At 61.1% G+C, this 11795-nt stretch carries 9 protein-coding genes; 5 read left to right on the top strand and 4 right to left on the bottom strand.

What is annotated here, in order from left to right:
* Positions 1-51 precede the first annotated feature (51 nt).
* From uvrB to FEZ60_RS12630, 3 genes are all read left to right on the top strand, one after another.
* Positions 52-2214 (top strand): excinuclease ABC subunit UvrB, encoded by a 2163-nt coding sequence (gene uvrB / locus FEZ60_RS12620; protein WP_033230821.1) that lies wholly within the window; start codon positions 52-54, stop codon positions 2212-2214.
* Between the two features lie 46 nt (positions 2215-2260).
* Complete coding sequence (locus tag FEZ60_RS12625) at positions 2261-3136, top strand: hypothetical protein (RefSeq protein ID WP_172936186.1); 876 nt, start codon at positions 2261-2263, stop codon at positions 3134-3136.
* A 160-nt stretch (positions 3137-3296) separates the two neighbouring features.
* Positions 3297-3749 carry a universal stress protein gene (locus FEZ60_RS12630; RefSeq protein WP_033230819.1) on the top strand — a complete coding sequence of 151 codons (453 nt, stop codon included), beginning with the start codon at positions 3297-3299 and terminating at the stop codon, positions 3747-3749.
* A 6-nt stretch (positions 3750-3755) separates the two neighbouring features.
* On the opposite strand, the gene FEZ60_RS12635 is transcribed toward FEZ60_RS12630, so the two are convergent.
* The 3 genes from FEZ60_RS12635 to FEZ60_RS12645 all read right to left on the bottom strand — a co-directional run bounded on the left by FEZ60_RS12635 (position 3756) and on the right by FEZ60_RS12645 (position 7575).
* Positions 3756-4238 (bottom strand): hypothetical protein, encoded by a 483-nt coding sequence (locus FEZ60_RS12635; RefSeq protein ID WP_051730181.1) that lies wholly within the window; start codon positions 4236-4238, stop codon positions 3756-3758.
* Between the two features lie 50 nt (positions 4239-4288).
* On the bottom strand, positions 4289-6571 hold the full coding sequence (locus FEZ60_RS12640; protein ID WP_141484370.1) for a 3'-5' exonuclease: 2283 nt from the start codon (positions 6569-6571) through the stop codon (positions 4289-4291).
* Positions 6572-6705: 134 nt separating this feature from the next.
* The gene (locus FEZ60_RS12645) at positions 6706-7575 is read right to left on the bottom strand and encodes a DoxX family protein (protein ID WP_172936187.1); all 870 of its coding nucleotides are present in this window, start codon (positions 7573-7575) and stop codon (positions 6706-6708) included.
* A 174-nt stretch (positions 7576-7749) separates the two neighbouring features.
* On the opposite strand from FEZ60_RS12645, the gene FEZ60_RS12650 reads away from it, so the two are divergent.
* Positions 7750-9228, top strand: coding sequence for an FAD-dependent monooxygenase (locus FEZ60_RS12650; RefSeq protein WP_172936188.1), 1479 nt, complete (start codon positions 7750-7752; stop codon positions 9226-9228).
* Here FEZ60_RS12650 and FEZ60_RS12655 read toward each other — a convergent pair whose 3' ends face one another.
* Complete coding sequence (locus tag FEZ60_RS12655) at positions 9229-10167, bottom strand: DUF5996 family protein (protein WP_033230815.1); 939 nt, start codon at positions 10165-10167, stop codon at positions 9229-9231.
* Between the two features lie 353 nt (positions 10168-10520).
* Between FEZ60_RS12655 and FEZ60_RS12660 the strand changes: the two genes are divergently transcribed.
* Entirely contained in the window at positions 10521-11783 is a 1263-nt protein-coding gene (locus FEZ60_RS12660; protein ID WP_033230814.1) for an ABC transporter substrate-binding protein, read from the top strand.
* Positions 11784-11795: the final 12 nt, after the last annotated feature.

Here is an 11795-nt window from a genome sequence, read left to right on the forward strand (position 1 = left end):
GACGAGCTTGTGCCCACGCATGATGTCGGTGGGTGCGCATACCCTGGTTTCATGGCGTTTGCTTCCGAACATCCAGTCGTCGCACATTCCGAGTTTCGTCCGGTCAGCGACATCGAGCGCTCTGACGGCCGCTTCGAGGTCGTCAGTGAATACGAGCCTGCCGGCGATCAGCCCGCTGCCATTGCCGAGCTCGAGAAACGGCTCAACGAGGGCGAGAAGGACATAGTCCTACTTGGTGCCACCGGCACCGGCAAATCTGCGACGACCGCCTGGCTGATCGAGCGCGTGCAGCGGCCGACGCTGGTGATGGCACCGAACAAGACCTTGGCTGCTCAGTTGGCCAACGAGCTTCGCGAGATGTTGCCGAACAACTCGGTTGAATACTTCGTCTCGTATTACGACTACTACCAGCCTGAGGCATATATCGCTCAGACGGACACGTATATCGAGAAAGACTCGTCGGTCAACGACGACGTCGAACGCCTGCGTCACTCCGCGACGTCGAGCCTGCTCTCGCGACGGGACGTTGTTGTGGTCGCGTCCGTGTCGTGCATCTACGGTCTCGGTACACCGCAGTCTTACCTCGATCGCTCCATCTCGCTCGAAGTGGGCGTCGAGGTTCCGCGTGATGCGTTTCTGCGCCTCCTGGTCGACGTGCAGTACAACCGCAACGATGTTGCGTTCACCCGTGGTTCGTTCCGCGTCCGGGGTGACACGGTTGAAATCATCCCGTCGTACGAGGAGTTGGCGGTTCGGATCGAGTTCTTCGGCGACGAGATCGAGGCGCTGTACTACCTTCATCCGCTCACCGGCGACATCGTCCGGAAAGTGGATACGGTTCGGATATTCCCCGCGACCCACTATGTTGCCGGGCCCGAGCGTCTCGAGCGTGCGGTCAAGGACATCGAGGCAGAACTCGAACAACGACTCGAAGAGTTGGAGGGCAAGGGCAAACTGCTCGAGGCGCAGCGGCTACGGATGCGAACGCAGTACGACTTGGAGATGATCAAACAGGTCGGATTCTGCTCCGGAATCGAGAACTATTCACGGCACATCGACGGCCGTGGACCTGGCACCGCGCCGGCTACGCTAATCGACTACTTCCCCGAGGATTTCCTCCTGGTCATCGACGAGTCGCATGTGACCGTTCCACAGATCGGCGCCATGTACGAGGGTGACATGTCGCGTAAGCGCAACCTGGTGGAGTTCGGTTTCCGCCTGCCGTCGGCGACGGATAACCGGCCGCTGACGTGGGAAGAATTCAGTCAGCGCATCGGTCAGACCGTCTACCTGTCGGCAACGCCAGGCAAGTACGAGTTGGGGCAAGCCGGCGGTGAGTTCGTCGAGCAGGTGATTCGTCCGACAGGTCTCGTCGATCCCGAGGTGATCGTCAAGCCGACCAAGGGGCAGATCGACGACCTGGTTCACGAGATCCGGGAACGCGCGGCAAAGGACGAGCGAGTCCTTGTCACGACATTGACCAAGAAGATGTCGGAAGATCTCACCGATTATCTGCTCGAACTCGGAATTCGGGTTCGCTATCTGCACTCCGACATCGACACGTTACGTCGCGTCGAACTGCTGCGGCAGTTGCGACTGGGGGAGTACGACGTCCTGGTCGGTATCAACCTTCTGCGTGAGGGCCTCGACCTTCCCGAGGTGTCGCTGGTTGCGATTCTCGATGCCGACAAGGAGGGCTTCCTGCGGAGTTCCACCAGCCTTATCCAGACCATCGGCCGCGCTGCTCGTAACGTGTCCGGCCAGGTTCACATGTACGCGGACAAGATCACTGCGTCCATGGCCCAGGCAATCGAAGAGACCGAGCGTCGCCGTGAGAAGCAGGTCGAATACAACAAGAAGATGGGGGTTGATCCCCAGCCTCTCCGCAAGAAGATCGCCGACATCCTCGATCAGGTCTACGAGGAGGCCGAGGACACTGCTGCGTCCGTCGACATCGGTGGTTCCGGACGTAACGCGACGCGTGGCCGTCGAGCGCAGGGCGAAGCAGGCCGCGCGGTCAGTGCAGGGGTGTACGAAGGCCGCGACACCAAATCGATGCCCCGGGCCGAATTGGCAGACCTGGTCAAGGAACTCACAGATCAGATGATGAATGCCGCCCGGGACTTGCAGTTCGAGTTGGCCGGTCGTTTGCGTGACGAAATCTCGGATCTCAAGAAGGAGCTTCGAGGCATGGACGCGGCCGGTTTGAAGTAGTTCGGTGGGATGTGTGTGAATCGGGAACGCCCGCTACGGTTCACATATGGATGCACAGACTGCCGGCAAGACCGGCCGTACTCTCGAACTTCTCCATTCGTTGGCTTACTTCGTTCCGGAGACGGAAAAGGAATTGGTTGCGCTTGGGCTCGAGCCGGGCCGGATGGTGTACTTCGCGGGTCGCGCTGCGCCCTTGGGTACTGCACCCGCCACCGTCGTGACGTCGGCGTTCTACAACTTCAATCCGGAGTTGGTCGCCAGCGTGATTCCGCGCGCGTGGGACCTCGCGAAACCGTCGGAGATTGTTGCTGCGCGCTACCGCGCCATCGACGCCGCGTACGTTCGTCTCCTCGGCGAAGAGGTGACGTCGTCACAGGACATGGCTGAAGCTGCCGAGTTGATTTCCATTGCAGCGCGGAACATCCCCGGCGTCGAGGGGCGTCCGCTGTACGCCGGTTGGGCTTCCGTCGAGTGGCCGACCGTGCCGCACCTCGCGTTCTGGCACGCACTGACTTTGCTGCGGGAGTACCGCGGTGACGGACACATCGCCGCACTGCAGACTGCCGGACTGAACGGGTTGGAAGCCTTGATCACCCACACCGCCACGGGTATCGGATTCCAGCAGAAGTTTGCTCAGAGTCGTCGCGGGTGGTCTGCCGAGCAGTGGGCGCAAGGTGTCCAGGATCTTCAGGATCGAGAGTTGCTCGATCGTAAGTCGGGAGCACTGACCGAGGACGGGCAGGAACTGCGCGACGTCGTGGAGGACTTGACGGACGATCTGGCTTTGGCGCCGTGGGACGCCTTGGGCGAATCCGGAGCAGACAGGCTTCTCGAACTGGCAGCGCCGTGGCGTGCTGCACTGACTGAACAGGACGTGTTTCCCGCAGCGCTTTTCGGTCCGCGATTCGGAAACCTGCGCTGATCCGGAATTCAGTGTAATTTTTTTGATGTGACTGCAGATCACATTCACTGCGGTCTTGTGGCGTGTATGGCAATTGGCACTATCGCTGCGCTCTGCCCGCTAATGTCAGCAGCGCTGACTTTCCCGTAACCGCTGACTATCTCGTAACCATGGAGGATGAATGAGTGCCTACCGGACCGTTGTCGTAGGAACCGATGGCTCCGAGTCGTCACTGAAAGCAGTCGACCGGGCCGCAAGCATTGCAGCCGATGCCAGTGCGCAATTGATTATCGCGTGCGCGTACTACCCGGCAGACCCCAAGGACGTCAGCGCTGCGGCAGATGTACTCGGCGACGAGGCATACCAGGTCACAGGTTCGACACCTACCTACGAAATCCTCCGAACGGCTCGGGAGCGCGCACATGCTGCCGGCGCGGAGAAGGTCGTGGAACGGGCAATCGTCGGAGCGCCCGTCGAGTCGTTGCTCGCCTTGCTCGACGAGGTCGAGGGTGATCTGTTGGTCATCGGTAACCGTGGACTCAACACACTGACCGGGCGTCTACTCGGATCGGTACCGTCGGATGCTGCACGAAAGGCAACATCCGACGTCCTGATCGTTCATACCGTTCGCTGAAAGTTCTCAGCAGTACTCGGTCTCGGCCGCGTCGACGATCACGGTTCCCAATCGATAGGGATCGGCACTGATCGGCGATGCGGCCGAACTGTTTTCGGTGCTCTCCACGTCTTGGAGTTGGCCTGGTCGGCTGGTGGCGCCGTTGTGCGTCACGCTGCGCAAATTCTCGATGATCATCGTTCGATCCGTGCCCACCGCCAACTGGCGGCAGATTCCGTCCCCGAGTGCTTGCAGGGTGTCGTCGGTAAGCGGTGTGGTGACGCCGTCTGCCGTGATCGCGTCCCGGAACCGTTCGAGTGCCTGAAGCTCGGGTGAGTCGGCCGTGGCAGTGGCAGGTGCGGCGCCGTCGGCGGTATCCGACGGCGAAGACTCGGCCTGAGCGCATCCGATCAGCGTCCCGGCGCACAGGCCGATCAGCGCAGCTCCGACGACCTGTGGGCGGCGACGGAGTAGCCACTGCGGCATGCGTGCGGCGATCGGAGCGGTCACGAGAAGATTTCCTTCAGTAGAAGTGGCACGAGAGAACCTACTCGGTCGCATCACATCACGGGTGTGAATGCAGCTTCGGCGATGTTGTCGAGCACAGCCGGAAGCGATTCGACGTGAATGATGCCGAGCCGCTGTGTTGCTCGGGTCAGTGCGACGTACAGGTCATTCATGCCACGCGGCGATTCCTCGAGGATATCCGAGGGTTCGACGATGAAAACGGTGTCGAATTCCAGGCCCTTGACGTCCTTGACGGAGAGCACGCTGACAGAGTCGCCGGCGAGGCCGGACAGGTTCTTCACCGTCTCGTGCCCGGCGATCACCGCAGTCAAGCCTGCGTGAGACTCGTGCTCGATGCAGCGACGCACCGTTTCCTGGAGATTCTCCGCTGTGGTTTTCAGTGACCACGGTGCAAAACCGCTATCTCTGACCGACCGGGGTACTGCTTGCGTGGGATCGATTTCCTCGAGCACCCGGTGTGCCACATCCATGATTTCCGACGGGGTTCGGTAGTTCACGGTCAGCTGCGTGAGCTTCCACCGCTTTGCGACGTATGGTTCGAGGATTGTCTGCCATGACGACGTGCCGGCGGGATCACCCGTCTGCGCAGTGTCGCCCACCAACGTCATCCAGCGATTCGGTATGCGGCGCATCAACATTCGCCACGCCATGGCCGACAACTCCTGAGCCTCGTCGACGATTACGTGACCGTACGTCCAGGTTCGATCACCCGCGGCGCGCTCGGCAGTGGTCTGATGCTGGCCCAAATCGTGACGCTGCGCGAGTTGACTGGCGTCGATCAGGTCGTAGGCCATCAGGATTTCGGGGTCCATCTCGTCTTCGAGATCCTGTGGCGCCGACCCTGTCAGAATATCGAGAGCGCCCTGTGCGTCGGCAATCTGAGCGCGCCATTGTCGTTGTGCCCGTTCGCGTTCAGCGGCGTCGTCAACGCCGAGAATTTCGGCCAGCTCGTCGAGTAGCGGCGCGTCCGCGGCACTGAATCCGGGGCCGACGCTCTGCAACAATTCCGAGCGCTGGTTGTCGTCGAATTGTGGAGCGGCTTTTTCCAGTCGTCTCGGTGACGTCCAGAGTTCGGCGAGAATCTGTTGCGGCGACAACTCGGGCCATAGTGAGCCGATTGCGGACATGATGTCGGCGTCTTCGCGCATTTCGTCACGGATGTCGGCGATGTCGTCTCGACTCAGGAGCGAACCGCCGTCCACCAGATTTCCGCCGATGATCTCGGCCATCTGTAGAGCCAGCGCTTCGATGACCGCTGATACGAAGATCGGCCTGGCCAAGTTGTGCGGCCGGCGGGACGAGCGGGCACGGCCACGGGCCTTGGTGACTGTCTTTCGATCCAGCTTCAGGTCGTAGGTGTCGAATCGGAGAACAATCGGCGATGACGGTACTTCCTGGCGATCACGGACAGCGTTCTTGAGTACTTCGAGGATGTCGAGTGAACCCTTGATCTCACCGGCCGCAAGCGAATCGATTCGTGTTGCGCGCACTCCGGGATACAGGTCGCCGATGGTGGAGAGTAGAACGCCGGTTTCACCAAGTGACGGGAGCACCTGACTGATGTAGTCGAGGAACGTTGCGTTAGGGCCGATGATGAGTACTCCGGCCTTCGCCAATTGCTGGCGATAGGTGTAGAGCAGGAACGCCGCACGGTGGAGCGCCACAGCGGTTTTGCCGGTACCGGGGCCACCCTGAACCACGAGCACACTCTTGTGTTCGGATCGGATGATCGAATCCTGCTCGGTCTGGATGGTTTCGACGATGTCGTTCATCTGGCCCGTGCGGGCGGCGTTCAATGCGTCGAGTAGCGCGCTCTCGCCGGCTACGCCACCGGCTTCGGTGACAACGCCGGCAGCGCGAGCTGCGTCGAGGTCGAGGTATTCGTCGTTGATTCCGGTGACCGCGCGGCTACGGCTACGGATGTGGCGTCGACGCTTCACGCCCTCAGGCGCCGCTGGTGTCGCGAGGTAGAACGGGCGGGCCATCGGGGCGCGCCAGTCGAGGAGGAGCGTCTCGTAGTCGTTCTCGGTGTCGAGAATTCCCAGGCGGCCGACGTAGCGATGTTCGTCGTCGAAATCGATTCTGCCGAAGCACAGTCCATTTTCGGCTGCGTCGTACTTGGCTAGATCCTCGGTGTACATCGCGTTGAACGATTCGCGTTCACTGCGTGCCTGCGGGGTTCCACCGCTTTCCAGCAAGACGGTGCTCAGGCGCGATTTGGCATGCTTCCGGAGCTCGTCGAGACGGGAATACAGCATCGTCACGTACTGCTGCTCGAGCTGTTGCTCGGTGTGTGACGGGTCCGCGTCGGGCAAGGGTTCTCCTAGGCTTGGTGAAAGAAGTTCGAGCACCGCAAAAGTGCCAAGACAGTCTAGTTCGCTTAGGTGAATGGGGTGTATCCAACGAGGTCAGGCCACCCGAGGGTGGCCTGACCGGACGTGTGATTGTGTCAGTGCGTCAATTCGTCGCGCTTCTCGCGGGCCTTCGCCAGGGCGATTTCGGCGCGTTTGCGAGCTCGCTTGCCGAGGACCTCGGACTGCTCGGATGCAGTCTCCGCCCATTCGTTGCTTTTTTCGAGCGCAAGTTCTGCAAACTCGGCGCTGCGCTTGCCGGCTAACTCCGCCAGTTCGGACCCACGCTCGCGGGCCGTTTCTGCCAGTTCCGCCCCGCGCTTCTGGGCAACCTCGAGAATCTCGGGGCCTCGTTCCTTTGCGATCTCGAGCAATTCGGCACCGTGAACCTTCGCAGCTTCGGCTAGCTCGGTCCCACGCTCCGAAGCAACGGCGAGGGCGTGCTCGAGGCGTTCCCCGGTGTGCTCGTCGTGGTTCGCGGCTGCCAAGGGCAGCGTCGCCGCGATCGAGGCCTGCGCCTTCCTGGCGGCGCGGCGACCGCGCCAGCTGAGTGACGGTTTGCCCTCGGTGTCGACGGCGGCGATCATCAGGCCGCCGAGCAGACTGACGTTCTTGATGAAGTTGGTGCGTTGCATCGCACGAAGCGTGGGGTCCGACTCGTTCCAGAAATCATGGCCTGCAATTGTGGTGGGGATCAGGCTTCCCGCCAGTGCCAACGACGCGATGCGTGGAGCCTTTCCGGTTGCCAGCAATGCTCCACCACCGATCTGGATTACTGCGTTGAGCTTGATCAAAGTCTCTGGGTCTGCGGGCATTTTTTGTGTCACCGCGCCGGGGAGTGTTTCCACTGATTTGTCGATCAGCGGAGTTGCTTTTGCCGCGCGTTGCGCAGGATTGCGGAGCGCATCGATCCCCCCGGCAATGAAAATGGTGGAAAGTAGTGGACGAGCAATTCGACGTACCAGCATGTTCCAAGCCTCCCGATGTAGGTCCTTTCCACACTAGCGATCAGAACGAAACCTGGGACAGGTTACGTTTTGCCGGCCGCTGTGGGAAGACTGCAAAAACCGCGTCCATCAGCGAAGAATTAACCGAAACTCGGCTGCGACACACCTTGGGACGACGGCGTGGGAGGTTTGACGATGGATCGCAACGTCGACGTAGTGGTGGTCGGTGGTGGCCCAGCAGGTATGACCGTGGCTGGTGATCTTGCGCGGCTGGGGCGCTCGGTGGCTGTAGTGGAGAAGTGGCCGACGATCAACCCGTCCAGCCGGGCGTTTGCAACGATGGCGCGAACACTGGAGTTGCTCGACGCGCGTGGACTCGCCGACCAGCTACTTGCGACCAGCACGACCACCCCGGGGATCAACCTTTTCAAGGGTGCAAAGCTGGACCTCACCCACCTGAGATCTCGCTACCGGTTCGCCATGATTACCCCGCAGACCAACGTCGACCAAGCCCTCGAACTCTATGCCAAGGACCAGGGAGCAGACATTCACCGTGGTATCGCGCTTGTCGATCTCGTTCAGGACGACGCCGGAGTCACCCTCACTGCTCGTGCCAAAGACGATGACAACCCTTCGTCCACGATGACGTGGCGCGCCGAATACGTCGTTGGGGCGGACGGCGCCCACAGTACGGTTCGCGGTCTGGTCGGGATGGATTTCCCCGGGAAATCCGTGCTGTCGTCAGTGGTGTTGGCTGACGTGAAACTGACCGCCGGACCGCACGACGGTGGCCTCACGCTGGGGGACACTCCACGTGAGTTCGGATTCCTCGCGCCCTACGGGAAGGAGGAGAGCGACGGTGCGTGGTATCGCTCGATGACCTGGGATCGACAGCGTCAGGTTCCCGATAGCGATCCGGTGGGCGAGGCCGAGATCGTGGGTGCGCTGAACCGGGCCATGGGACGCGATGTGGGCGTCGTCGACGTTGGCTGGCATTCGCGTTTCCATTGCGACGAGCGTCAGGTTCGCGACTATCGCAGCGGCAGGGTGTTTCTGGTGGGCGACGCAGCGCACGTGCACTCGCCGATGGGCGCACAAGGAATGAACACCGGAATTCAAGATGGTGTGAACCTGGCCTGGAAACTCGGCGCTGTATTGGCGGGTGCCGACGATTCGATCCTGGATACCTATCACCGCGAGCGGCACCCGATCGGGAAGCAAGTGGTTCGGCGGTCGGGGCTGATGATGCGCGCCGTCACCTTGCATCCGCGCCCAGTCAGGTTCATGCGCGATCGCCTTGCTGCGCATATTCTGTCGATCCCGAAGGTGCGTGACCTCGTCGCCGGCAGTTTTGCAGGCACTGAGCTACGTTATCCCCCGCCGGACGGACAGAGTGATCTGGTCGGGACTCGTGCGACGGAAGTGCCGCTACACGAAGGGCGACTCACGGAACTGCAGCGCCTGCCGGGTTTTGCTCTCATCCGTGAGCGCGCGAACACCTCGACGATGCAGAAACCGGGACCAGATCTACTCGTCGAAGCGCAACGCATGGACGACGGACCGGCGCTACTGGTCCGGCCCGACGGTTACGTAGCGTGGGCAGGGAGTTCTACTTCTCGAGAGGGAGAAGAGGGTTGGCCGGCAGCGCTGTCGCGGTGGACCGTAGCGCGATAGTTATCGCCGCGATCCCCAGCGATGGGGGTCGCTCTCCAACGAGGCTCTGTCCCAGCGCCCCGAATCGGCGGCAGCAGCGTAGGTGGTCTGTAGAAACGCAAGCAGTGTCGCGTCCGGGTCGGTGGCCGTCCGGACTGCTTCGTACGGCAGAAGAAACTGACCGAAATCGTTGCTGTAGAACGCTGCCGACGGTTCGACGCGATAACCCTCGAACGCAGCAGGTGCGGGGTACGAGTACGAGTAGAACGCGCCTTCCTCGCCGCCGCCGGGCCAGAAGCCGCAGCTGCTCAATTCGTGAGAGTAACCTTCCACCATCACCCAGTCGCCACAGTTGGGGGCTCCCCCTGGATGTGGTGGCGCAGTGCGTCCGGAGAATCGTGTACAGGCGAGGTCCATTGCGCCCCAGAAGAAATGGACCGGAGATACCTTTCCGATGAATCCCGCACGGAACGACGCGATGACGCGGTCGGCCTGAACGAGTTGGCGCCAGAACAAGTGGACGGCTTCGGCGTCGTAGGAGCAGTGGACGTGATCGTCGGCAAACGGAAGCGCCGGCTCGACTTCATTCGGTGTTGGCTGAATTTCCACTGAAATGCCCAGGGCGCGTAGTGCTTCCATCGTGCGTGCATAGAACGTCGATACCGATTGAGGTTCGAGTGGAATCTCGTGTGACGCCCCGGAGCTATCGCGGATGCGTAGCTGGTGTTCGCAGAAATCGAACTCGATATCGAAAATGCGGTCGCCGTAGGGGATGGACGATGTGGTCAACCCTCGCGGAGTGACATAGAGCGTGACCTGCCACCAGTGGTTGACCAGTGGTGAACATGCGAGTCGGATCTTTCCCACGATCTGCACCCACATGTGCAGGGTGTCGCGCGTGTCGGTCCAGTCGTTCACACGCAGTGCTGGCCAATCCGCCGGCGTGTTGGATGTTGTCATTTGACGTCCTCCGCACTCGATCGGTAATCGGGCCTACTTCGGAGTCTGGCACGGGTGGGTTCGACATGCACGCAACCGATGACGTGACATAGCTCCGCTGAAATCTATTGGTACGTACCTATAGCTGACGAATGTGGATCGCAAATTTGGCTTTGAGCTGCATATTTCAATTCAGACCGAAAATTCTTTGGTACGCACCTTGACTTGTGAACTGGCTCACGCTTATATCTAAACCTGAACTTAGATTTATATCTGACGCGAAATGACTGCGTCCTGGCTGCCGGCTCGGATTGTCGGTGTGCCACAACCGCTTGCCCTGTTTCATCCCGTCCACCAACTGTCCTGGAGAACGAATGAAGAACAAGCTCAAGGTCCTCGGTCCGACGCTAGTGATCGCACTTGCCATCGCCGGCTGCTCCTCGAAGGCGACCGACAATGCCGACTCGGGAGAATCGGGCGGCGTGAAGGCAGGCGTCGGCGTGACGTCCGATGCCATCACCCTCGGTGCGCTGGTCCCTCTCAGTGGACCGATCGGCGGTCTTGGCCAGGACGGGGTTGCAGGCATCCAACTGTGGTTCGACAAGGTCAATGCCGGCGGTGGAGTCTGCGATCGTGAATTGCGGATCGAATCGCGTGACAACAAGTACAACTCGCAGGAGACGATGACGCAGTACACGTCGCTGCGGACGGATATCGCGGGAATTGTCAATCTGTCGCCGGGAACTGACGCGGTGACGCTCGGGCCCAAGCTCGCTCAGGACGGACTCGCCGTATTGGCAGGTTCGTACGATCCGGTGCTCCTGACCGTGCCGCAGGCCTTCATGCCGGGGGCGCCGTACGACGTCGAAGCTGTCAACGGTGTTGCCTACCTCGTGGAGAAAGGGATCCTCAAGGAGGGCGACACGATCGGTGTCATCGCGTATCCCAACGGCATCGGTGTAGCGGTGACAAACGGGGTGGCCGGTGCAGCGCAACAGTTCGGTCTGAAGGTGGAGAACACAAAGATCGACAGCACGGCTACCGACGCGACCGCGCAGGTCAACACTTTGCGCCAGGCGGGTGCCAAGGCGATAGTCATGGGCACCGCGAGCGCACAAACCGTTTCGGCTGCTGCTGTCGCGAAGGCCGGCGGATACGACGTCGTGATTCAAGCCACCAACTTGCTGTCAAGTGGCGACCTGGCGGGGCCGGCCCGTGATGCGCTTGTCGATCACGTTGTCCTGACCTCGAACAGTGCACCGTTCAGTTCTGATGCGGCGCCGGTCCAGGAACTTCTCGCCGCCTGGGAGGCCAAGTACGGCGACCGCGCGGCAACCGCACCTGCTGCCGCCGGGTATCTGATGGCGCAACTGCTCGAAAAGGGCCTGAACCAGGCGTGTGAGGACAAGGATCTGACTCCGCAGGGCATCACCACAGCCATGAGCAAAGTGGGAGTAATCGACACCGACGGTCTCGCTGTCGACCTCGATTTCTCCAACCCAGGAACGGCGCCGTCGCTGGAGTCGTTCATTCTCGTGCCGGATCCGAATGCCAAGGGTGGAACCGTGATTGCGCAGACTCCCACCGCCAGCGCCGCTGCAGTGAAGTACGCCGCCGACAAGAGCTACACCAAGTGAGTGTAGGACGAG

The sequence above is a fragment of the Rhodococcus sp. MS16 genome (assembly GCF_013277795.1).
GTDB classification, from domain to species: Bacteria; Actinomycetota; Actinomycetes; order Mycobacteriales; family Mycobacteriaceae; genus Rhodococcus_F; species Rhodococcus_F globerula.

Bases quoted from the DNA above. Each gene is read 5' to 3' on its own strand.
- FEZ60_RS12660 (WP_033230814.1), top strand. From the start codon at position 10,521: ATGAAGAACAAGCTCAAGGTCCTCGGTCCGACGCTAGTGATCGCACTT.
- uvrB (WP_033230821.1), top strand. From the start codon at position 52: ATGGCGTTTGCTTCCGAACATCCAGTCGTCGCACATTCCGAGTTTCGT.
- FEZ60_RS12650 (WP_172936188.1), top strand. From the start codon at position 7,750: ATGGATCGCAACGTCGACGTAGTGGTGGTCGGTGGTGGCCCAGCAGGT.
- FEZ60_RS12625 (WP_172936186.1), top strand. From the start codon at position 2,261: ATGGATGCACAGACTGCCGGCAAGACCGGCCGTACTCTCGAACTTCTC.
- FEZ60_RS12630 (WP_033230819.1), top strand. From the start codon at position 3,297: ATGAGTGCCTACCGGACCGTTGTCGTAGGAACCGATGGCTCCGAGTCG.
- FEZ60_RS12655 (WP_033230815.1), bottom strand. From the start codon at position 10,167: ATGACAACATCCAACACGCCGGCGGATTGGCCAGCACTGCGTGTGAAC.
- FEZ60_RS12645 (WP_172936187.1), bottom strand. From the start codon at position 7,575: ATGCTGGTACGTCGAATTGCTCGTCCACTACTTTCCACCATTTTCATT.